The 23,688-nt window shown below is 73.2% G+C and carries 9 protein-coding genes; 4 read left to right on the forward strand and 5 right to left on the reverse strand.

Annotated features, from left to right (window positions below; translation table 11 throughout):
- The first annotated feature begins 297 nt into the window (after positions 1-297).
- Together ACWCSU_RS29575 and ACWCSU_RS29580 are read left to right on the forward strand one after the other, a co-directional pair.
- A complete protein-coding gene (locus tag ACWCSU_RS29575) occupies positions 298-5,019 on the forward strand; it encodes an amino acid adenylation domain-containing protein (protein WP_449939329.1) in 4,722 nt (1,573 codons plus the stop codon).
- A complete protein-coding gene (locus tag ACWCSU_RS29580; protein ID WP_449939332.1) occupies positions 5,016-14,450 on the forward strand; it encodes an amino acid adenylation domain-containing protein in 9,435 nt (3,144 codons plus the stop codon). The genes ACWCSU_RS29575 and ACWCSU_RS29580 overlap by 4 nt, the downstream gene beginning before the upstream one ends.
- Positions 14,451-14,498: 48 nt before the next feature.
- Here the strand turns inward: ACWCSU_RS29580 and ACWCSU_RS29585 are convergent, their stop codons facing one another.
- The 5 genes from ACWCSU_RS29585 to ACWCSU_RS29605 all read right to left on the reverse strand — a co-directional run bounded on the left by ACWCSU_RS29585 (position 14,499) and on the right by ACWCSU_RS29605 (position 21,028).
- A complete protein-coding gene (locus ACWCSU_RS29585; RefSeq protein ID WP_357709779.1) occupies positions 14,499-16,451 on the reverse strand; it encodes an ABC transporter ATP-binding protein in 1,953 nt (650 codons plus the stop codon).
- Positions 16,448-18,184 (reverse strand): ABC transporter ATP-binding protein, encoded by a 1,737-nt coding sequence (locus tag ACWCSU_RS29590; RefSeq protein WP_449939335.1) that lies wholly within the window; start codon positions 18,182-18,184, stop codon positions 16,448-16,450. Before ACWCSU_RS29590 ends, ACWCSU_RS29585 begins: the two co-directional genes overlap by 4 nt.
- The gene (locus ACWCSU_RS29595; RefSeq protein WP_357709785.1) at positions 18,184-18,807 is read right to left on the reverse strand and encodes a TetR/AcrR family transcriptional regulator; all 624 of its coding nucleotides are present in this window, start codon (positions 18,805-18,807) and stop codon (positions 18,184-18,186) included. The genes ACWCSU_RS29590 and ACWCSU_RS29595 overlap by 1 nt, the downstream gene beginning before the upstream one ends.
- A 69-nt stretch (positions 18,808-18,876) precedes the next feature.
- Positions 18,877-20,601: an MFS transporter gene (locus ACWCSU_RS29600; RefSeq protein ID WP_449939338.1), complete on the reverse strand. Its 1,725-nt coding sequence runs from the start codon at positions 20,599-20,601 to the stop codon at positions 18,877-18,879.
- Positions 20,602-20,725: 124 nt separating this feature from the next.
- Entirely contained in the window at positions 20,726-21,028 is a 303-nt protein-coding gene (locus ACWCSU_RS29605; RefSeq protein ID WP_357709791.1) for a 4a-hydroxytetrahydrobiopterin dehydratase, read from the reverse strand.
- Positions 21,029-21,140: 112 nt separating this feature from the next.
- On the opposite strand from ACWCSU_RS29605, the gene ACWCSU_RS29610 reads away from it, so the two are divergent.
- Positions 21,141-22,301 carry an FAD-dependent oxidoreductase gene (locus ACWCSU_RS29610; protein ID WP_449939341.1) on the forward strand — a complete coding sequence of 387 codons (1,161 nt, stop codon included), beginning with the start codon at positions 21,141-21,143 and terminating at the stop codon, positions 22,299-22,301.
- Between the two features lie 228 nt (positions 22,302-22,529).
- On the forward strand, positions 22,530-23,663 hold the full coding sequence (locus tag ACWCSU_RS29615; RefSeq protein WP_449939343.1) for an NAD(P)/FAD-dependent oxidoreductase: 1,134 nt from the start codon (positions 22,530-22,532) through the stop codon (positions 23,661-23,663).
- Positions 23,664-23,688 lie beyond the last annotated feature (25 nt).

A 23,688-nucleotide genomic window follows, 5' to 3' on the forward strand; every position in this document is an offset into this window, starting at 1 on the left:
AGCGCCGGTAATGCGGGGGCTCGAAGAATGGCGGCCGACTCGCCGGAACGGTCTCCTCGCGGGGGGACGCCGGACGGGGGAAGGGGCGCGACGGCCGGACGTCCGGCAGATCCGGTCGTCCGGCGGCACAGGCGATCGCGGGGCCCGGGGGATGCCCTGCCGGCAGAGGACAAGCGCCCAGGACGCGGCGCTGTCAAGCGATTCACTCCAGGGTTGACACCCCTCCGGCAAGAGGGTCATTCTGTTCCGCGGCGTGCCCAAAAAGTCCCAAAAACTCAACAATCGGCAGGCGTGACAATGACGTCAGATGCAGCACCCTCAGCATCTGTTCTGCACCGTTACCAGGACCGGCTGCGCGCGACCCCGGACAGGGTCGCCGTTTCGGCCGGTCGAGAACACCTCACGTACGGCGAGCTGGACCGCCTGGCGAACGGCGTGGCCGCTCGGCTGCGCGAGTCCGCCCTGAACGGACGGCCCGGCGGACGGCCCTGGGTGGCCGTGCTCGCGGGCCGGTCGATCCGGCAGGTCGCGGGCCAGCTCGGCGTCATGAAGGCGGGGCTCGCCTTCGCCCCGATCGACCCGGCCACGCCTGCCGAACGGATCCGCGCCATGCTGGCGGGAGCCGCCGCCGTGGTGACCGAGCCGGAATGGGCCTCGCTGGCGCCCGACGGCGTCCCCGTGATCGACACGCTCGTCCCCGCCGACGAGCCGTCCGAGCCGGTGCCCGTGCCCGGCCCGGACGACCTGGCGTACGTCATCCACACGTCCGGCTCGACCGGCACCCCCAAGGGCGTGCTGGTCCCCCACCGCGCGCTGTCCAACCTGATCGCCTGGTCGCACGAGACCTTCGGGTTGGACGGCCGGGCCCCGCTGCTCACCAGCCCGAACTTCGACCCGTCGGTCTGGGAGATCTGGATGTACCTGACCGGGGGGACCACGATGGTCATCCCCGACGAGCACACCAGGCTCTCGCTGCCCGCGCTGCGCGACTGGATCGTGGAGCAGGAGCTGACCACCTGCTACGCGCCCACCCCCATCGCCGAGGGCCTGCTCGGCCTGTCCTGGCCGGACGGGACCAGCCTCGCCACGCTGAGCACCGGCGGCGACCGGCTGACCGTCCACCCGCGCCCCGACCTGCCGTTCCGGCTGGTCAACCTGTACGGCCCGGCCGAATGCGCGGTCAACGCCATCGCCGGCGAGGTGCCCCCGCACGACGGCCGCACCCGCCCGCCCGCGCTCGGCAGGCCGCTGCCCGGCGTCACCGTCCACCTGCTGGACGAGGAGCTGCGGCCGGTCGAGGAGGGCGAGATCCACCTCGGCGGCGTGTGCGTCGGCCTGGGCTACCTCGACCTGCCGGAGCTGACGGCCGAACGCTTCGTCCGCGACGGGGAGGGGCGCCTGCTCTACCGGACCGGCGACCTGGCCCGCCGCGACGCCTCGGGCGAGTACGAGTTCCTGGGACGGCTGGACGACCAGGTCAAGATCCGCGGCAACCGCGTGGAGCTGGGCGAGATCGAGACCGTGCTCGGCCGCCACCCACGGGTGCGGGCGGCGACCACGGCCGTGCGCGGCGGCGACCTGGTCGCCTACGTCGTGGGCCCGGCCGGCGAGCAGGAGGCCCGCGCCCACCTGCGCAGGTTCCTGCCGGACTACATGATCCCCACCGCCTGGGTCTTCCTGGACGAGCTGCCGCTGACCGTCAACGGCAAGGTGGACCGTGCCGCCCTGCCCGACCCGGTCCGGAGCGCCCGCGCGGTCACGCCGCCCGGCACGCCCACCGAGGCCGCGCTCGCCGGGATCTGGCAGGACCTCCTCGACGCCGGGCCGATCGGCGCCGACGACGACTTCCTGGCCCTCGGCGGCCAGTCGCTGCTGGCCATGCGCATCGCCGCCCGCGCCTGCGAGCTGTTCGGCAGGCCGGTCGAGCCCCGGATGCTCTTCGAGCACCCCACGGTCGCCGCCCTCGCCCGCGCGATCGACGACCTGCCGCCCGCGTCCGCCGCCCTCGCCCCCGCCGAGGGCGTCACCCCGGCGCAGCGCCGCCTGTGGTTCATCGACCAGGTCGCGCCCGGCGGCTCGCAGTACAACGTGCCGATCCTGATCGCCCTGGACGGCCCCCTCGACGCCGCACGGCTGGAACGGGCGATCAACGAGATCGTGCGCCGCCACCCGCCGCTGCGCACCCGCTACGAGGAGCACGACGGCGAGCCCGTCGCCGTGGTCGAGCCGGCCGCGACGATCCCCCTCAAGGTCGTGGACGCCACCCCGCGCGGCGCGGACGCGCTGGCCAAGCACGCCGCCCGCGACCCGTTCGACCTCCGGAACGGTCCCATGCTGCGGGCGCTGCTGCTGCGGCTGGCCGACGACCGGCACCGGCTGCTGGTGACCGTGCACCACATCGCCTTCGACGGCTGGTCGGCGGGCGTCCTCCTGGACGAGCTGGCGCGGCTCTACGCGGGCGAGAGCCTGCCCGAGCCGGCCCGGCCGTACCGGCGCGGAGCGGGGGGCGACGGGCTGCCGTACTGGCGGAAGGTCCTGGAGTCGCCGCCGGAGCGGCTGGCGCTGCCCGGCGACGGCCCGGGATCGGCCGAGCCGCTGCGGCGCGGCGCCCGGGTGCGGGCGACGCTGCCGGACGGGCTGCTCGCCGAGCTGGAGTCGCTGGCCAGACGCTCCCAGGCGAGCCCGTTCATGGTGCTGTTCGCGGCCTTCCAGGCGCTGCTGCACCGCTACACCGGCCAGGACGACCTGGTGACCGGCGTGCCGTTCGCCGGCCGGGAGGCGCCCGGCGCCGACGCCCTGATCGGCTTCTTCGTCGAGACGCTGCCGATCAGGACCGGGCTGGCGGGCGATCCGACGTTCGAGGGCCTGCTGGCGCAGGTGCGGGCGACGGTCCTGGCCACCCCCGTGGACGTGCCGCTGGAGGAGATCGTCAGGGAGCTGTGCCCCGGCGGCCGGCCGCCGTTCGACGTGATGTTCGCGATGCAGGACCCGCCGGGCGCCCGGCGCGGCGGCGGGGTCACCTTCCGCGTGCTGGAGGAGGTGGAGAACGGCGGCGCCAAGGCCGACCTGGTGCTCTACGCCGAGGGCCGGGAGATGAGCCTGGAGTTCGCCACCGACCTGTTCCAGCGCGCGAGCGCCGAGCGGCTGCTGGGCCACTACGTGCGCGTGCTCGAACAGGTGGCGGCCGACCCGGCCGCGCCGGTCTCCGCGCTGCTCGCCCGCGGGCACGAGCCGCCGGGCCGCGGCCCCGACCAGTGCCTGCACGGGCTGTTCGAGCAGCAGGCGGACCGCACGCCCGACGCGGTCGCCGTCGAGTTCGAGGGCGACCGGCTCACCTACGCCGAGCTCGACCGCCGGGCCAACCAGCTCGCCCACCTGCTGCGCGAGCTGGGCGTGGGCCCGGAGGTGCCGGTCGCCCTGCACGTACGTCGCTCGCTCGACCTGCCCGTGGCCCTGCTCGGCATCCTGAAGTCGGGCGGCGCGTACGTGCCGCTCGACCCGTCCTACCCCGAGGGCCGGCTCACCCAGGTGCTGGAGCGGGTCGAGACGCCGGTCCTGGTGACCCACCGGGCGCTGGCCGGCAGCCTGCCGCACGAGCGTCCGGTGTACGTCGACACCGAGCTCGACGGCCGCCCCGGCCACCGCCCGGACAGCGGCGTCACCCCGGACGACCTGGCCTACATCCTGTTCACCTCGGGCTCGACCGGACAGCCCAAGGGCGTGGAGATGACCCACCGCCCGGTCGCCAACCTGATGGCCTGGCACGGCGGCGCGTACCGGAGCCTGCAGTTCACCGCGCTCGGCTTCGACGTCTCGGTGCAGGAGATCTTCAGCACCTGGGCGTACGGCGGGACGCTGGTCATGGTCAGCGACGAGCTGCGACGCGACCCGGCCGCCCTGCTCGACCACATCGCCACGAACCGGGTGGAACGCATCTTCCTCCCGTTCGTGGCGTTGCAGTCGCTGGCCGGGGCCGGGATCGAGCCGCCCGAGACGCTGCGCGAAGTGATCACCGCGGGCGAGCAGCTCCAGGTCACCCCGCAGCTCGAACGGTTCGTCAAGCCGTGGATGCGGCTGCACAACCAGTACGGTCCGACCGAGGGCGCGATCATCGACATCGCCCACACGCTCACCGGCCCGCCGCAGGACTGGCCCCGGCTGCCGCCGATCGGCCGGCCCGTCCCGGGCGTCCAGACCCCGATCCTGAACCGGCTGGGCCACGAGGTGCCCGACGGCGTGCCGGGCGAGCTGCACCTCGGCGGCGCCTGCCTGGCCAGGGGCTACCACGGCCGGCCCGACCTGACGCGGGAACGGTTCATCACCTGGCGGGACGGCCGCCGGCTCTACCGGACCGGCGACCTGGCCCGCCGCGACGCCGCCGGGGACATCGAGTTCCTGGGCCGCGCCGACGACCAGGTCAAGATCCGCGGCTACCGGGTCGAGCCGGGCGAGATCGCCGCCGTGCTCGCCGGGCACCCGGCCGTGCGCGAGGCGTTCGTCATGGTCAGGGACGGCGCCCTGGTGGCGTACGTGGTCGCCGACGGCACGCCCGAGCTGCGGCCGTACCTGGCCGAGCGGCTGCCGGAGTACATGGTGCCGAGCACGTACGTGCCGCTGGCGGCGCTGCCGGTGAACCCGTCGGGCAAGGTGGACCGGCAGGCCCTGCCCGAGCCCGGCCCGGCCGCGCGGGCCGTCACGGCGGCCCCGGCCACGCCGCTGGAGCAGGCCGTCGCCGCCGTCTGGCAGGAGGTGCTGGGCGGGCAGGTCGGACGGGAGGACAACCTGTTCGAGCTGGGCGGCAACTCGCTCAACGCCACCCGGATCGCCTCCCGGCTGCGCGACGCGCTGGACGTCCGGGTGCCGCTGCGCACGCTCTTCGCCCGCCCGACCGTCGCCGAGCTGGCCGCCGAGCTGGCCTCCCCCGAGGTGGAGACGGCCGCCGAGCTCTATCTGATGGTGGCCGCGTACTCCGACGAAGAGGCCGAGGCCCTGCTGCGTTCCATGGAAGGTGACCAATGAGCCTGTCAGCACAGCAGCGGCAGCTCCTCGACGCGTTACGCAAGAAGAAGCAGCAGCAGGCGGCCGGGCGGCCCAGGCCCGAGCGGCTGCCGATGTCCTTCACCCAGCTCCGCGCCTGGTACCTCGACCGGACCGCGCCCGGGGCCGCCCACTACCTGATCCCGCTGGCCTTCCGCATCGAGGGCCCGCTCGACCGCGAGGCGCTGCACCGGGCTCTGAACGTCCTGGTGGCCCGGCACGAGAGCCTGCGCACCACGTTCGCCATGGACGAGGACGGGCCGTACCAGGTCGTGGCGGACACGCTGACGATCCCCCTGGCCGACGCGCCCGACGACGCGCCGATGGACCTGACCGCCGGCCCGCTCGTCCGCGCCTGCCTGGAGCGCGAGGACGACGAGCGGCACGTGCTGCGCCTGACCCTGCACCACATCGTGGCCGACGCCTGGTCCCTCGACGTGCTGCGCCGCGAGCTGAGCGCCCTGTACGAGGGCCGCGAGCTGCCCCCGCTCCCCCGGCAGTACCCGGACTACGCGATCGAGCAGCGCGACCGCGATCACAGCGAGGACCTGGCCCACTGGCTCGGCGCGCTGACGGGCGCGCCGGCGGTCACCGAGCTGCCCCCGGACCTGCCGCGTCCGGAGGTCCAGACGTACGCGGGGGCCGAGCTGCCGTTCTCGCTGGACCTGCCGCGCGAGGAGTTCGCGGCCTACTGCCGCGGCCTCGGGGCCACGCCGTACATGGTGCTGTTCGCGGCCTACCTGGTGGTGCTGGCCCGCCGTTCCGGCCAGGACGACCTGGTCGTGGGCACGCCCATCGCCAACCGCGACCAGGTCGAGTACGAGGGCCTGATCGGGTTCTTCACCAACACCCTGGCCGTCCGCGCCGACCTGTCGGGCGGGCCGTCGTTCGCCGAGGTCGTCGAGCGGGTCAAGGAGGCGGTGCTCGACGCCCACGACCACCAGGCGATGCCGTTCGAGCGGCTGGTGGAGGAGCTCAACCCCGAACGCCGCCTGGACCGCAGCCCGGTGTTCCAGACGATGTTCAACATGCTGCCCGAGGCCGCCTCGGAGCTGGAGCTGGCCGGGCTGACGGTCACGCCGGTGGAGATCCCCGAGCGCACCGCCAAGTTCGACCTCACCGTGGGCGTCCGCGAGACCCTGGACGGGCTCGTCGAGTACAACACCGACCTGTACCGGCCGGGAACGGTCCGCGCCCTCGTGGCCGACCTGCGGCAGGTGCTGGCCACGGCGATGCGCGGCGACGAGGCGGCCGGGCACATGCCGCGCCACCAGGTCGTCCAGCTCGTCACCCGGGCCTGGCGGGAGACGCTGGGCACCGGCGACTTCGGGCTCGACGACAACTTCTTCGAGGTCGGCGGCCACTCGATGCTGGCCCTCCAGGTGCACGAGCGGCTGCGCAAACGCTTCGCCCTGACGGTCACCGACCTGTTCAGGTATCCGACGATCTCCACGCTGGCGGCCTACCTGAGCCCCGGCGCCCCCACCACGCCGGAGACGGCCCCCACCGCCACGGCGACCGCGGGCGGCGCCCTGGCCATCGTCGGCATGGCCTGCCGCTTCCCCGGCGCGAACGGCCCCGGCGAGTTCTGGACGGCGATCCGCGACGGCGTCGAGGCCGTCCAGGACTTCACCGACGAGGAGCTGCTCGCCGACGGCGAGGACCCCGAGCGCCTGGCCGACCCGGCCTACGTCAGGTCGGGCACGGTGCTGGACGGCATCGACCTGTTCGACGCCACGCTGTTCGAGTTCACCCCGCGCGAGGCCGAGATCCTCGACCCGCAGCAACGCCTGTTCCTGGAGACCGCCTGGGAGGCGCTGGAGGACGCGGGCTGCGACCCGGCCCGCCACCCGGGCCACATCGGCGTCTTCGCCGGCTCGGCGATGAGCAGCTACTTCATCGAGAACCTGCTCGCCGCGCCCGACGTGCTCAAGGCGGTGGGCGAGTACCAGGTCATGCTGGCCAACGACAAGGACTCGCTGCCCACGCGGACGTCGTACAAGCTGGACCTGCGCGGGCCGAGCGTCAGCGTCAACAGCGCCTGCTCCACCTCGCTGGTCGCGCTGCACCTGGCCCGGCAGAGCCTGCTGGCGGGCGACTGCGACATGGCGCTGGCCGGCGGCGTCCGGGTCAACGCCTGGACCCGGCGCGGCTACGTGTTCCAGAGCGGCGGCATCGGCTCGCCGGACGGCCACTGCCGCCCCTTCGACGCCGGCGCCCAGGGCACGATCGGGGCCAGCGGCGTGGGCGTCGTCGTGCTCAAGCGGCTGGAGGACGCGATCGCGGCGGGCGACACGATCCACGCCGTCGTCCGCGGCTCGGCGGTCAACAACGACGGCACCAGGAAGGTCGGCTACACCGCCCCCGCCGTGGACGGGCAGGCCGAGGTCGTCACGGCGGCCCTCGCGGCGGCCGGCGTCGAGCCGGACACGATCGGCTACGTCGAGGCGCACGGCACGGGCACCGCGCTCGGCGACCCGATCGAGGTCGCGGCGCTGTCGCAGGTCTTCACCGGCGACCGGCCGATCGCGCTGGGGTCGGTCAAGTCCAACATCGGGCACGCCGACGCGGCCGCCGGCATGGCCGGGCTGATCAAGACCGTGATGGCGCTCAAGCACCGCACGCTGCCGCCCACGGTCAACTTCGGCACGCCCAACCCGCGCATCGACTTCAGCCCGTTCTACGTGCCGACCGCCAGCGCCGAGTGGCCACAGGGCGAGGGGCCGCGGCGGGCGGGCGTCAGCGCGTTCGGCATGGGCGGCACGAACGCCCACGTCGTGCTGGAGGAGGCGCCCGAACCGGCCGCCGGGCAGGCGGCGACGCCAGGACCGCACCTGCTCGTCCTGTCCGCCGCCACAGAACCGGCGCTGGCCGAGTCGGCCGAACGGCTCCGTGACCACCTGCGCACCCGTCCCGAGCTGGACCTGGGCGACGTCGCCCGCACGCTGCGGCACGGCCGACGGGCGCTGCGGCATCGCGGCGCGCTGGTCGCCGAGGACACCCCGGCGGCGCTCACGGCCGAGCTGGTCACCGGCGAGGCGCGTCCGGGTGAGCTGGCGTTCGTCTTCCCCGGCCAGGGCGCGCAGCGCCGTGGCATGGGCGCGGGCCTGTACCGGTCCGGCGGTGTCTTCCGCGCCGTCGTGGACTCCGCCGCCGCGATCCTGGAGCCGTTTCTCGGCCTCGACCTGCGCGAGGCCCTGTACGGCGAGGCCGGCGACCTCGACCAGACCTGGCTCACCCAGCCCGCGCTGTTCGTCACCGAGTACGCGCTCGCCCGCACCCTCATCGAACGCGGCGTGCGCCCGTCGATGATGGCCGGGCACAGCATCGGCGAATACGTGGCCGCCTGCCTGTCCGGGGTCCTCACCCTGGAGGACGCCCTGCGCCTGGTCGCCGCCCGCGGCCGCCTGGTCCAGGGCCTGCCGCCCGGCTCGATGCTGGCCGTGCCGCTGCCCGAGGACGAGGTGCGCGGCCTGCTCGGCGAGGAGCTGTCGCTGGCCGCGGTCAACGCCCCCGGGTCGTGCGTCGTGGCCGGTCCGGGGGACGCCGTCGCCGCACTGGAACAGCGGCTGGCCGGGCGGGGCGTCACCTGCCGGGCGCTGCGCACCTCGCACGCCTTCCACTCCTCGATGCTCGACCCGGTGCTCGACGCGTTCGCCGCCGAAGTCGCCTCGGTACGGCTGCGCGCGCCCGAGGTGCCGTACCTGTCGAACGTCACCGGCGGCTGGGTGAGCGACGCCGAGGCCGCCGACCCCGGCTACTGGGTGCGCCACCTGCGCGAGGCGGTGCGCTTCGCCGACTGCGCGCAGGCTCTGGTGACGGCCGGGGCGACGGTGGCGGAGGTCGGCCCCGGCCGCACGCTGAGCACGCTGGTGCGCCGGCAGGGCGGCCGGTCGGTCGCCCTGCTCACCGAGCCCGAGGGCGGCCCGGCCGCCCTGCTCGAAGGCGTCGGACGGCTCTGGGTGGCCGGCGCGGACGTCGACTGGGCGGCGTTCGCGCCTCCCGGGCGGCGGGCGTCGCTGCCGACGTACCCGTTCGAGCGGCGCAGCTACTGGATCGGGCCGCGGGCCCGCCGCCACGAGCTCGTCGCCGTCCCGGCGGTGGCGGCCGAGGAGCTCGACCCGGTGGCCGCCGCCTGGCGCGACGTGCTCGGCATCACGCCCGCCGGCCCCTCGGACGACTTCTTCGAGCTGGGCGGCGACTCGCTGGTGGCCACCCAGCTCGCCTCCCGGCTGGGCCTGCCCATCGAGGCGGTCTTCGAGCACCCGACGCTGGGCGGGCAGCGGGCGCTGGTCGCCTCCGCGGCCGAGCCCGAGGTGATCCGGGCCGTCGCGGAGCCGGGGCCGGCGCCGGTCTCGTTCATCCAGCGGCGCATGTGGTTCATCGACCAGGTGCACGGCTCGGCCGCCTACGCCGTGGCCACCGCGCTCGACCTGCGCGGCGACCTGGACGTGCGGCACCTGCACGACGCGCTGCGCGAGCTGGTCCGGCGGCACGAGGCCCTGCGGACCGTCTTCCACGCCCCGGACGGCGAGCCGGTGCAGGTCGTGCTGCCTCCCGGGGAGACGCCGCTGCCGGTCGAGGACTGCGACGACGTCGAAGGCGCCCTGAGCAGGGACGCGGCCGAGCCCTTCGACCTGGAGCACGGCCCGCTGTTCCGGGCCCGGCTGCTGCGCACGGCCGCCGACCACCACGTGCTGTCGCTGGCCTTCCACCACATCATCGTGGACGGCTGGACGATCACGATGCTGGAGGGCGAGCTGGCCGCGCTCTACAACGGCGACAAGCTGCCCGAGCCCGGGTACGGCTACCGCGACTACGCCCGCTGGCAGCAGGAGCAGGCCACCGACCTGGGCTTCTGGACCGAACGGCTGCGCGGCGCCCCGCACAGCCTGGACCTGCCCACCGACCGGCCGCGCCCGCCGATGCAGACGTTCGAGGGCGCGGTCGCCACGCACACGCTGCCCGCGGAGCTGGCCAAGAGGCTGCGCGGGCTGAGCCAGGAACGCGGCGCGACGCTCTACATGACGCTGCTGGCCGCGCTGCACACGCTGCTGTACCGCTACAGCGGCCAGGAGGACGTCTGCGTCGGCTCGCCGGTGGCGGGGCGCACCCGTCCGGAGTTCGAGAGTGTGGCCGGCTGCTTCATCAACACGCTGGTCATGCGCGCCCGGCTCGACGGCGACCTGCCGTACACCGAGCTGCTGGCGCAGGTGCGCGAGTACGCGCTCGGCGCCTACGCCCACCAGGGCGTGCCGTTCGAGCGGCTGGTGGAGGAGCTGAACCCGCCCAGGGACCTGTCCCGCAACCCGCTCTTCCAGGTGCTGTTCAACCTGCTCAACCTGCCCCAGAGCGACCTGGGCATGACCGGGCTGACCGTGACCGACCGGCCCGTGGAGACCCGCACCGCCCAGGTGGACCTGGCTCTCCAGGTCTACGAGCAGGACGACGAGCTGCTGTGCCGGCTGGAGTACAACACCGCGCTGTACGACGAGGGCACCGCCCGGCGGCTGCTGCGCCACTACGAGCTGCTGCTCGGCGCGATCGTCGAGGCGCCCGCGACCCGCCTGTCCGCTCTGAGCTTCCTCACCGGCGAGGAGCTGGCCGAACAGCTCGGCGGCCAGGACGGCCAGGCGCCCGGCGGCTGCGTGCACGAGCTGGTCGAGGCCCAGGCCGACCGGACGCCCGACGCGGTGGCCGTCGCCTTCGAGGGCGAGTCGCTGACGTACCGGGAGCTGGACGAGCTGGCCAACCGGACCGCCCACCGGCTGCGGTCGGCCGGCGTCGGCCCCGAGACGCTGGTCGGCGTGGCCATGGAACGGTCGGCCACGATGCTGGTCACGCTGCTCGGCGTGCTCAAGGCGCACGGCGCTTACGTGCCGCTCGACCCGATGTACCCCCAGGACCGCCAGGACTACATCCTCGGCCACTCCGGCATCGGCGTGCTGGTCACCGAGCGCGAGCTGGCCGGGCGCTACACCGCCTTCCAGGGGCAGCTGCTCCTGGCCGACGACGGCTTCCCCGGCGAGAGCGCGGCCCGGCCGCCCGCCCTGGCCACGGCCGGGAACCCCTGCTACGTCCTGTACACCTCCGGCTCGACCGGGCAGCCGAAGGGCGTGCGCGTCCAGCACTCCTCGGTGGTCAACTTCCTCGACTCGATGAGCCGCGAGCCCGGCCTGACCGGGCGGGACACGCTGGTGGCCGTCACGACGTTCGCCTTCGACATCTCCGTGCTGGAGCTGTTCCTGCCGCTCACCGTCGGGGCCAGGGTGGTGATCGCGAGCCGCGAGGCCGCCTACGACCCGCTGCGGCTGGCCGCCCTGCTGGAGGAGGCCACCGTCATGCAGGCCACCCCGGCGACCTGGCGGCTGCTGCTGTCGGCGGGCTGGGCCGGCAGGGCAGGTCTGAAGGCGCTGTGCGGCGGCGAGGCGCTTCCCGCCGACCTGGCCGCCGACCTGCGCGGCCGGGTGGCCGAGCTGTGGAACATGTACGGGCCGACCGAGACCACGATCTGGTCCACGATCACCAGGGTCGGCGACGGGCCGATCACGATCGGCCATCCGATCGCCAACACCCGGATCCTGCTGCTCGACGCCGCGCTGGAGCTGGTGCCGACCGGCGTGATCGGCGAGCTGTACATCGGCGGCGCGGGCCTGGCCCGCGACTACCTCGGCCGGCCGGACCTGACGGCCGAGCGGTTCGTCACCTGGCAGGACGGCAGCCGGCTCTACCGGACCGGCGACCTGGCCCGCCGCCGCGGCGACGGCACGATCGAGTTCCTCGGCCGGGCCGACGGCCAGGTGAAGGTGCGCGGCTACCGGATCGAGCTGGGCGAGATCGAGACGCTCCTGCTGGCGCATCCGGCGGTCGGCTCGGCGGCGGTGGTGGTGCGCGGCGCGGAGGAGGACAAGAGCATCGCCGCCTACCTGGTCGCCGACGGCGAGCACGACTGGCGCGAGCACCTGCGGCGCAAGCTGCCCGACTACATGATCCCGTCGTCGTTCACCCTGCTGGACGCGCTGCCGCTGACCCCCAACGGCAAGGTGGACCGCAAGGCCCTGCCCGAGCCGGTGGGTCCGACGCGGTCCGAGGGGACGGCGCCGCGCACCCCGGCCGAGGTCCGGCTGGCCGAGCTGTGGTCGTCGATCCTGGGCGTGAGCGGCGTCGGCATCGACGACGACTTCTTCGCGCTCGGCGGCGACTCCTTCAAGGCCGTGCGCGCCGTACGCGACTCCGGCATCCCGGCGACCGTACTGGACCTGTTCAAGAACCCGACGATCCGCGCGTTCGCCACGCTCGACGGGTCGGCCCAGCCCACCGGGCTGCTGCACGAGCTGACGCCGCCGCGTCCCGCGGCCACGGTGACGCTGGTCTGCCTGCCGTTCGCGGGGGCCGGGGCGATCACGTACCAGCCGCTGGCGGCGGCGGTGCCCGAGCACATCACGATGCTCGCGCTGGAGCCGCCGGGCCACGACACCGGCAATCCCGGCGAGCCCGCGCTGCCCTTCACCGAGCTGGTCGAGGGCTGCGTGAAGGAGATCAAGGAACGGGTGCGCGGGCCGGTGCTGCTGTACGGGCACTGCATGGGCGGCGCGCTCACCGTCGAGCTGGCGCGCCGGCTGGAGGAGGAGGGCGTCGACCTGGTGAAGGTGGTCGTCGGCGGCCACTTCCCGGCGCCGCGCCTGCCCGGCAAGGCGTTCGCCTGGTTCCGCCGGGTCTTCCCGATGGAGCGGTGGACGTCCAAGCGGCAGGCGCTGGAGTTCCTGCGGGCCATGGGCTTCTTCACCGAGGACCTGGACCCGCGCGAGCGCGACTTCATCATGGGCGTCTTCCTGCGCGACACCCAGGAGGGCGAGGACTACTACACCCGGCTGTACCAGGAGCCGATCAGGAAGCTGTCCGCGCCGCTGGTGTGCGTGGTCGGCGAGAACGACCGCGCCACCGAGCTGTACGAGGAGCGCTTCCGCGAATGGGAGGCGTTCTCCGACTCGGTGTCGCTGGAGGTCATCCCGAAGGCCGGGCACTACTTCGCCAAGCACCAGGCGCCCGAGCTGGCCGAGATCCTCGGCGGCGGCGAACGGCCGCCCGCGCCGCTGCCGCCGCGCTTCCAGCAGGCCAGCCTGAAGACGTTCTTCCTGGTGGCCTTCGGCCAGCTCGTGTCGCTGATCGGCACCGGGCTGACCACGTTCGGCCTCGGCCTGTGGGTCTACCAGCAGACGCGGTCGATCTCGATGTTCGCCATCGTCTCGGTCATGGCGCTGCTGCCCGCCGTGGTGCTGGCGCCGATCGCCGGCACGGTCGCCGACCGCTGGAACCGCCGGACCGTCATGATCACCGCCGACTCGGCGGCCGGCTTGGCCTCGGCCTCGCTGGCCGCGCTGCTCTGGACGGGCGGGCTGCACCTGTGGCACGTCTACGTCATCGTCGCGGTCGGGTCGATCTCCACGGCCTTCCACCAACCGGCGTACATGGCGGCGGTGGCCCAGCTCGTGCCCAAACGGTATTACGGCAGGGCCAACGGCATGGCCCAGCTCGGGCAGGCGGCCGGGACCGTCCTGGCGCCGCTGCTGGGCGGGGCGCTCATGGCGGCCGTCGGGCTGCGCGGCGTCATCGTGATCGACCTGTCCTCCTTCCTCTTCGCGGTCACCGTGACGCTGGCCGTCCGTTTCCCGAACGCGCTGTTCAAGAAGCAGGAGGAGCCGTTCTGGCGGGAGGTGACGGGCGGCTGGCGCTACATCACCCGCAGGCACGGACTGCTGGCGATCATCCTGTTCACCTCGTTCCTGAACTTCCCGTTCGCGATGGTCGAGGTGTTGTCCACACCGCTGCTGCTCAGCCTCACCGACACCCGCGGGCTCGGCATCGCGCTGTCCATGACCGGCGTGGGCCTGGTGATCGGCAGCGTGATCATGACGGTGACCGGCGGCCTGACCCGCCGCACGAACGGCATCCTGGGCTGCTTCGTCGCCCTGGGCGTCGCCTTCGCGGTCATCGGCCTGGCGCCCCACCCGGCGCTGCCCGCGACCGGCCTGTTCCTCGTCGGCCTGCTGACCGCGCTGCTGAACGCGCACTGGTTCTCGATCGTGCAGCAGAAGGTCGGCCTCGACCTGCAGGGCCGGGTCATCGCGACCAACCTGATGCTCAGCTGGGCCATGGTCCCGATCGGCTTCCTGCTGGCCGGCCCGCTGGTCGAGCACGTCTTCGACCCGATCGCCGGGGCCGCCCGGGGCCGGGGCATCGGCCTGCTCACGATCGTGGCGGGCGCGGTGACCGTGCTGATCGGCCTGGCGGCCTGGCGGTACCGGCCGGTCCGCTACCTGGAGGACGACCTGCCGGACGCGATCCCGGACGCGGTGGCCATCACCGACAAGGATCTGATCCAGCAGGCCGCCGACCGCCAACTGGTTCCCTGAACCGCCGTCCCCCGGTGCGCGCGGGCGCCGTACCGGGGGACGCCGGCGTCAGTCCACCTCGGCGACCGCCTGGGCGAACTGGGCGGAGTAGAGGCGGGCGTAGGCGCCGTCCGCCGCCAGGAGGGCCTCGTGGGTGCCCTGTTCGACGATGCGGCCGTCCTCCATCACCAGGATCAGGCTGGCGTCGCGGATCGTGGACAGGCGGTGGGCGATCACGAAGCTCGTCCGGCCCTCGCGCAGCGAGCTCATCGCCCGCTGGATGAGCACCTCGGTACGGGTGTCGACCGAGCTGGTGGCCTCGTCCAGGATGAGGATCGCCGGCTCGGACAGGAACGCGCGGGCGATCGTGATGAGCTGCTTCTCGCCCGCGCTGACCGTGGCGCCCTCGTCGTCGATCACCGTGTCGTAGCCGTCGGGCAGCGTGTGCGCGATGCGGTCGACGTGGGCGGCCCGCGCGGCGGCCTCGATGCGCTCGCGGGTGGCGCCCTCGGCCCCGTAGCCGATGTTCTCGGCGATGGTGCCGCCGAACAGCCAGGTGTCCTGGAGCACCATGCCGATGTCGGCGCGCAGCTCTTCCCTGGACATGTCGGCCGTGTCGACGCCGTCGAGGGTGATGCGGCCGCCGGTCACCTCGTAGAAGCGCATGATGAGGTTGACCAGGGTCGTCTTGCCCGCTCCCGTGGGGCCGACGATGGCCACGGTCTGGCCGGGCTCCACGGTCAGCGACAGGTTCTCGATCAGCGGCCGGTCGGGGCTGTAGCGGAAGGAGACGTCCTCGAACGCCACCCGGCCCCGCAGCTCGGCCGGACGCGCGGGCTCGGCCGGCTCGGCCGACTGCTCGGGGGCGTCCAGCAGCTCGAAGACCCGCTCGGCCGAGGCGATGCCCGACTGGACGAGGTTCGCCATGCCGGCCACCTGGGTGAGCGGCTGGCTGAACTGCCGGGAGTACTGGATGAACGCCTGCACGTCGCCCAGCGAGATCGAGCCCGAGGCCACCTTGAACCCGCCCACGACGGCCACCAGCACGTAGTTGACGTTGCCGATGAACATCATCGCCGGCTGGATGACGCCGGAGATGAACTGGGCGCGGAAGCTGGAGGCGTACAGGGCCTGGTTGTGCTCCTCGAAGGTGGCGGCGGCCTCCTGCTGCCGGCCGAAGACCTTGACCAGGGTGTGGCCGCCGTACATCTCCTCGATGTGGCCGTTGAGCTTGCCGGTGGACGACCACTGCTTGATGAACTCCGGCTGCGACCGCTTGCCGATGACGGTGGTGACGTAGACCGACACGGGCACCGTGACCAGGGCGATGAGCGCCAGGATCGGCGAGATCCAGAACATCACCACCAGCACGCCCACGACGGTCAGCACCGACGAGATGAGCTGGCTCATGGTCTGCTGGAGGGTCTGGGCGATGTTGTCGGTGTCGTTGGTGGCCCGGCTGAGGATCTCGCCGCGCGGCTGGCCGTCGAAGTAGCTGAGCGGCAGCCGTCCCAGCTTGGCCTCGATCCGCTCGCGCAGCCGGGACGCCGCCCGCTGCACGACGGTCGTGGTGAGCCGGAACTGCACGATGCCGAGCAGCGCCGCCACCACGTAGATGGCCAGCACCCAGCCCAGCACGTAGGCCAGCCCGGTGAAGTCGATGCCCTGGCCGGGCACGACGTGCATCGAGGACACCATGTCGGCGAAGTTGCCCTCGCCCTTGGCGCGCAGGCCCGCCACGGCCTGCTCCTTGGTGATCCCGGCGGGCAGCCGGGCGCCGATGATGCCGGAGAAGATCAGGTCGGTGGCGTGGCCGAGGATCTTGGGGCCGGTGACGGTGAGCGCCACGCTGGCGACGCCGAGGGCCAGGACGACGCCGAGCAGCGCGCGCTCGGGCCGCAGCAGGCGCATCAGCTTGCGCAGCGTGCCGCCGAAGTCGAGCGCCTTCTCGGCGGGCCCGGACATCATCCTGCCCGGTCCGAAGGCGGGCTGCGGGCGGCGCGCGGGAGCCTGGGCGGTCATGCCGCGGCCTCCTGTTCGGTGAGCTGGGACAGCACGATCTCCCGGTATGTCGGGCAGGTCTCCATGAGCTCGGCGTGGTCGCCGCTGCCGACCACGCGTCCCTCGTCGAGGACCAGGATGAGGTCGGCGTCGCGGATCGTGTTCACCCGCTGGGCGACGATGACGATCGTGGCGTCGGTGATCTCCGCGGCCAGGGCGGCGCGCAGGCGGGCGTCGGTGGCGTAGTCGAGGGCGGAGAAGGAGTCGTCGAACAGGTAGATCTCCGGCCGGTGCACGAGGGTCCTGGCGATGGCCAGGCGCTGGCGCTGGCCGCCGGAGACGTTCGTGCCGCCCTGGGAGATCGGCTCGTCCAGGCCGCCGGGCATCGCCTCGACGAACTCGCGGGCCTGGGCGATCTCCAGGGCCCGCCACAGCTCCTCGTCGGTGGCGTCGGGCCGGCCGTAGCGCAGGTTGGAGGCCACGGTGCCGGAGAACAGGTAGGGCCCTTGCGGGACCAGGCCGACCGCGCGGGCCAGGGCCGCCGGGTCGAGGTCGCGCACGTTGACGCCGTCCACCAGCACGTCGCCGGCGGTCGCGTCGAACAGCCGCGGGACGAGGTTGAGCAGCGTCGTCTTGCCGCTGCCGGTGCTGCCGATGATCGCGGTGGTACGGCCGCGCCGCGCGGTGAAGCTCACCCCGGACAGCACCGGGTCCTCGGCGCCCGGGTAGCGGAAGTCCACGGACCGCAGCTCCAGCTCGCCCGCGTGCCCGTCGGGGACGACGGGCTCGGCGGGCGGGTGGACGGTCGGTTCGGTGCCGAGCACGTCCTCGATGCGCTCGGCGGAGACCTCGGCGCGCGGGATCATCATGAACATGAACATGGCCATCATCACCGACATCAGGATCTGCATCAGGTAGGAGATGACCGCGGTCAGCGCGCCGACCTGCATGGCGCCGTCGGCGATGCGCTGGCCGCCGAACCAGATGACGGCGACGCTGGAGACGTTCACGACCAGCATGACCGAGGGGAACATCAGCGCCATCAGCCGCCCGACCCGCAGCGACACGTCGGTGAGCCGTTCGTTGGCCACGCCGAAGCGCTCGCGCTCGTGCCGGTCGCGGACGAACGCCCTGATGACCCGGATGCCGATGATCTGCTCGCGCAGCACCTGGTTGATCCGGTCGATGCGCTCCTGCATGGTGCGGAACAGCGGGCGCATGCGCCACACGACCAGGCCGACGATGACGATCATCACCGGCAGCACGACGAGCAGCAGCGACGACAGCGCCGTGTCCTGGCGCAGCGCCAGCACGATGCCGCCGACGCACATGATCGGCGCGGCCACCATCATCGTGAACGTCATCAGCACGAGCAGCTGCACCTGCTGCACGTCGTTGGTGGTCCGGGTGATCAGGGACGGCGCCCCGAACCTGTTGACCTCCTGCACCGAGAAGCCCTGCACCCGGTGGAAGATCGCGGCCCGCAGGTCGCGGCCGAGGGCCATCGAGGTCCTGGCACCGTAGTAGACGGCCACGATCGAGCAGACGATCTGGATGAACGTCACGCCGAGCATCACCAGCCCGACGCGCATGATGTAACCGGTGTCGCCGGTGATGACACCGTGGTCGATGATGTCGGCGTTGAGAGTGGGGAGGTAGAGCGTGGCCAGTGTCTGCACGAACTGGAAGAGGACCACGAGCGTGATCTCCTTCCCGTACGGCCTGAGCTGGACCCGCAGCAGGCGTAGCAGCATCAACGGACGCTTTCTGTCGAGGGGGTGAGGGAGGGCCGCACCAGCAGCCCGTCGAGCAGGACGGAGACGATCTCCTCGTCGTCCATGTCGCCGAAGTCGCCGGACAGGCCGAAACCGCGGTGGACGCTCACCGAGACGAGCATGAGCAGCAGTTGCGCCGTGGCCATGGGCGAGCGGCGCAGGTGGTCGCGGTCAGGCTCGACGAGGGCGGCGAGCGCGGTGGTGATGCGGGTGCGGCTGGCCAGCATGTACTCGTGGAACTCGGCGTCCTCGGCCATGAGCTCGCGGGGCACGGCGAAGATGTTGACGTTGGCCGTCATGCCCGCCCGCAGCAGCGCCGCCACCTCGCACAGCCGGGCGCGCAGCCCCTTCGTGGCGGCGATGGCGGCGAACGCGCGCTCGGCCGGACCGGGGTCGAACGCGCTCATCAGGGCCGCGCGCAGCAGCGTGGCCTTGTCGGGGAAGACGCCGAAGATCGTGCCCTCGGCCACGCCCGCGGCCTCGGCGATCTGGCGGGTGCTGACGGCGGTGCCGTGCGCGCGCAGCAGGGGGACGGTGGCCTCGATGAGGGCGGCACGGCGGTCTTCGGGCGCCATCGCGGGCACCCGTCGCCTTCTGGTCATGCGGACGAGCGTAATGAGTGAGTACTCGCTCGTTCAAATCATTATTTGTCGGGCATGCGTTGTGGCTGGTCAGCCCGCCGGCTTGTCGTCGGCCAGGTTCCTGAGCCAGACGCCGACGTTCTGCATGAGCACGTCCAGCTCGCGGCGGAGCTCGGCGTTCTCGCGGCGGAGCCAGAGCAGCTCGTCCCGCTCCTCCAGGGAGAGCACGCCGGTCTCCTCCGGCTGGACCGGCCGCGGGTGGTGGCGGCCCTCGGGGGCGAGGTCGTGCGAGCGGAACGCGTCCTCCCAGGGACCGAGGGCCTCGGCGGACGCCGGAGCGGGACCGGCCGCCGGGGCGGGAGTGGGGGCGGCGGTGGGGACGGTGGTGGGGACGGACGTCGCGGCGAGGGCCGTCGCGGCGGCGGCCACGGGCTTCGGCAGCGTCAGGGTGACCAGCGCGGCGACCACCGCGACGCCGCAGCCGATCATCAGGGCGGCGCGGAAGCCGGTCTCCGACGGCAGCGTGTGGCCGCCGACCGTGACGGTGAGCTGGGCCAGGACGACGCCGACCACGGCGGCGCAGACCGAGGTGCCGATGGAGCGCATCAGGGTGTTGAAGCTGTTGGCCGAGGCGGTCTCGCTCCTCGGCACCGCGCCCATGATGAGGGCGGGCATCGCGCCGTACGCCAGGCCGACCCCGGCGCTGCCGATGCAACCGGCGATCATGAGACCCCAGCTCCAGCCCATCAGGCCGAGGGCGGCGCCGTAACCGGCCGCGATGACCAGCGCGCCGACGAACAGGCTGGTCTTGGGCCCGCGGGCGGCCGACAGCCGGGCGCCCAGTGAGGAGACCGCCATCATCATCAGCCCGGACGGCGCCATCCAGAGCCCGGCGGCCAGCATCGACTGGCCCAGGCCGTAGCCGAGCGCCGCGGGCAGTTGCAGGATCTGCATCAGGACCAGGGACTGGGCGTACATGGCGAAGCCGACGAGGATCGAGGCCAGGTTGGTGAGCAGCACCTGCGGACGGGCGGTGGTGCGCAGGTCCACGAGCGGGTCGCGGACGCGCAGCTCCCACAGGGCCCACAGCAGGGCGAGCAGCACGGCGCCGCCGAGCAGCCCGAGGGTGGTGCCGCTCGACCAGCCCCAGTCGCCGCCCTTCGAGACGCCGAGCAGCAGGCACACCAGCGCCGCGCCCAGGCCGAACGCGCCGACGAGGTCGAGGCGGCCCCGGGCGGCGGCGGGCGTCGCCGGGACCAGCAGCCAGATCAGCACCCCGACCAGCACGCTCAGCGCGGCCGCGCCCCAGAACAGCACCCGCCAGTCGGCGTACTCGGCGACGGCGGCCGAGATCGGCAGCCCGAGCGCGCCGCCGATGCCCATGGACGAGCTCATCAGCGCGATGGCCGGGCCGACGCGCTGGGGCGGCAGCAGGTCGCGCAGCGCGCTGACGCCGAGCGGGATCATGCCGACGCCGAGCCCCTGGAGGCCGCGCCCGGTGATCATCGGGATCAGGGAGCCGGACAGCGCGCACACGACCGACCCGGCGACGAGCGGCACCGAGCAGACGAGCATCATGGTGCGCTTGCCGTAGAGGTCGCCGAGCTTGCCGATCACGGGGGTGGCGACCGCGCCGACCAGCAGCGTCACGGTGATCACCCATGACGTGTCGGCGGGGGCGGCGTGCAGCAGCCGCGGCAGCTGGCCGATGAGCGGCACCACCAGCGTCTGCATGAGCGAGCCGACGATGCCGGCGACCGCGAGCACGCTGACGATCCCGCCGCCGGAGCGCGGGCTGGGCGCGGAATGCACCATTAATCCCCCTATTGTCCGAATGCACCCTACACAGGGTGTGGCCCCTGCACAACCTGTGCAGCCTGCACACCGGGGCTCTCGCCAGGGGGGATGACGCGGCCCGTCCAGCGCGGGCCGCCGGAGGTCAGCCGCGGTCCAGGGCGCCGCCGTCGAGCACCTGGTCGATGTGGGCGGCCAGTTCGACGTCGCGCTCGGTGACCCCGCCCGCGTCGCCCGTCGAGAGCCGGAAGCGGATGCCCTCCCCCGTACGCTCGATCTCGGCCTGGTGACCCAGCGCGGCGCCCTCGTTGTGCACCGCCTCGCTGAGCCAGCCGAAGCTGTCGGGCGTGATCGGCACATCCTTGACCAGGGCGTCGCCGTCCCGCCGCCAGCCCTCCAGCGCCGCCATGGCGGTGTCGATGTCCTCGTCGGTCAGGCGTTCGGCCATGTTCCCCCCAAAGTGCTCGTCTCCCGACGCTCGGCTACCACCGATGAGCCGCTTCACACCCGCCATGTCCCTCTATAACGTGTAGTACTACGATTCGTAGAGGGGACGGCTCATGCGGGTGCTGGTGGCGGGGGCGGGGATCAGCGGGCTGGCGGTCGCGCGCGGCCTGATCGCGGACGGCCACGAGGTCGTCGTCCTGGAAGGCGCGGACGGCCTGCGCCTCGGCGGCGGCGCGATCACGCTGTGGTGCAACGGGACGGCGATCCTCGGCGACCTCGGCGTGGACCTGGCGGGCACCGGCCAGCGGCTGTCCACGTTATCCCTGCGCACGGCCCGGGGCCGCCGGATCACGGAAGTGGACCTGGAGTCCCTGACGGCCCGCTTCGGCTCGGCGCCCCGGGTGATCCCGCGCGGCTCGCTGATCAAGCTTCTGGCCGCCGGCCTCCCGGACGGCTCCGTACGGTTCGGCGCGCGCGTACGGGACCTGGAGACCGACCGCGACGGCGTGCGGGTGCGGACCGCGACGGGCGCGGAGTACGAGGCGGACCTCCTGGTCGGGGCCGACGGCGTGCGCTCGCGGGTGCGCGCGCTCGCGCTGGGCGACGGCCCGGCGGCGACGACGGGCCTGGCGATCTGGCAGGGCCTGACGCCCGCCCCCTTCGACCCCGGCCCGACCACGACCCTGATGATCGGACGGCAGGCCGACGCCGGCTTCATGAGCGCGGGCGACGGGCTCATGCAGTGGTTCTTCGAGCTGCCCTGGTCCCCGGCCGACCCTCCCGCGCACAAGCCGGTGGAGATGCTGCGCCGCCGCTTCGCCGGTTGGGGCGCGCCGGTCGCGCGGGTCCTGGACTCGCTCTCCGACGGCGACGTCGAGCGGTTCCCGCACACCCGGCACAGGGTCCCGCGCCGCTGGGGCGCCGGACGGTGCGTGCTGCTCGGCGACGCGGCGCACGCGATGCCGCCCGTCGGGGCGCACGGCACCAACCAGGCGCTTGAGGACGTGGCCGCACTGACCGCCTGCCTGCGGGCCGCGCCCGCCCCGGACGCGGTCGTGGACACAGTCGTGGACACAGTCGTGGACGCGTACTCGGCACGGCGCAGGCGGCGGGCGGCGCGGGCCTCGGCGGTGGCCGCGAACACGCTCGCGGCGTCGGGCCCGAGGGCGCTCATGCAGAGCGAGCCAGTGATGCGGCTGATGGCCGCCGTCCCGCCGCGCCTGGCGGCGCCGGGGTTCGCGGGTCTGCTGCGCGCCCTGAGCGACCGGATCTGACACTCGTGGCGCACGCCTGCGCCATTTCTGACATAGGGGTTGACCCCGCCGGGACGGCCTGCCACCGCCGCCGAGGCTGTGACAGGCCGGTAATCACAAGATCGTTTGTATAAATGCTTGAGTTATCGCATTTACGACCTGACTTACTCCGCATTTCGGGCAAGTCATTTTTGTCAGGACACACAAACTGTTTGCCGAAACCCGGTGAAATGTGATCAGTTTACGGACGTGAGAGATTTTCTCATTGTCGGGGGCGGCGCCGCGGGCGCCTGCGCGGGGTTCTTCCTCGCCGGGTACGGCACCGTGACCCTGCTCGAAGCCGAACAGGTCACCGGCCACCACTCGACCGGCCGGTCGGCGGCCCTCTTCTCGGAGTACTTCGGCAACCCGGCCGTCCGGGCTCTCACGGCGGCGAGCAGGGACTTCCTCGCCGCGCCTCCTCCGGGCTTCGCCGACGTCCCGCTGCTGACCCCGCGCGGCGTGCTCGCGCTGTGCCCGTACGGCGGGGAGAAGCTGTTCGACGACGTGCTGGCCGAGGGACGGCGGGCCCCGACGCCGGCCGTGGAGATCGCCTCCGCCGAGGCCCTGGAGCACTGCCCGATCCTGCGTCCGGGCCGGTTCAGCCGCGCGATGCTGAAACCGGGCGCCATGGACATCGACGTGGACGCCCTCCACCAGGGGTTCCTGCGCGGCATCCGGGCCCGGGGCGGCCAGGTCCTCACCTCCGCCCGGGTACGGGCGCTGTCGCGCACGTCCGGCGTCTGGCGGGCGGTCACCGACACGGGCGAGCACGCCGCGCCGACGCTGGTCAACGCCGCCGGGGCGTGGGCCGACGAGGTCGCCGCGCTGGCCGGGGTGCGTCCGGTGGGGCTGCGCCCGCTGCGCAGGACCGCGTTCCTGGTGGACCTGCCCGACGGGACGGACGCCCGGTCCTGGCCGATGGTCACCGACGTGGCGGACACGTTCTACTTCAAGCCCGAGTCCGGCCGGCTGCTGGTCTCCCCCGCCGACGCCACCCTCGTGGCGCCCTGCGACGCCCGTCCCGACGACCTGGACGTCGCCGTCGGCGTGCGGCGCGTCCAGGAGGCCACGACGCTGGAGATCCGCAGCGTCCGGCACGCCTGGGCGGGGCTGCGCAGCGAGGTGGCCGACGGGACGCCGGTGATCGGGCCGGCGCCCGACGCTCCGGGGTTCGTCTGGCTGGCCGCCCTCGGCGGCTACGGGGTCCAGACGTCGCCCGAGGCGGGCCGGATCGCCGCCGCGGCGGCCATCGGCGGGACCGGCTGGACCGGCGGGACCGGCGGGGACGGTGAACCGGCGTACGCGCCGGGCCGGCTCTGGAACGACTTGGAACGCCTATGAGGAAGGCGACGGGGGCGCGTGAGGC

The organism is Nonomuraea sp. NPDC001699, from assembly GCF_053596455.1.

Coding starts and splice junctions, on each gene's coding strand:
- ACWCSU_RS29575 (WP_449939329.1), top strand. CDS start 298: ATGACGTCAGATGCAGCACCCTCAGCATCTGTTCTGCACCGTTACCAG.
- ACWCSU_RS29580 (WP_449939332.1), top strand. CDS start 5,016: ATGAGCCTGTCAGCACAGCAGCGGCAGCTCCTCGACGCGTTACGCAAG.
- ACWCSU_RS29585 (WP_357709779.1), bottom strand. CDS start 16,451: ATGACCGCCCAGGCTCCCGCGCGCCGCCCGCAGCCCGCCTTCGGACCG.
- ACWCSU_RS29590 (WP_449939335.1), bottom strand. CDS start 18,184: ATGCTGCTACGCCTGCTGCGGGTCCAGCTCAGGCCGTACGGGAAGGAG.
- ACWCSU_RS29595 (WP_357709785.1), bottom strand. CDS start 18,807: ATGACCAGAAGGCGACGGGTGCCCGCGATGGCGCCCGAAGACCGCCGT.
- ACWCSU_RS29600 (WP_449939338.1), bottom strand. CDS start 20,601: ATGGTGCATTCCGCGCCCAGCCCGCGCTCCGGCGGCGGGATCGTCAGC.
- ACWCSU_RS29605 (WP_357709791.1), bottom strand. CDS start 21,028: ATGGCCGAACGCCTGACCGACGAGGACATCGACACCGCCATGGCGGCG.
- ACWCSU_RS29610 (WP_449939341.1), top strand. CDS start 21,141: ATGCGGGTGCTGGTGGCGGGGGCGGGGATCAGCGGGCTGGCGGTCGCG.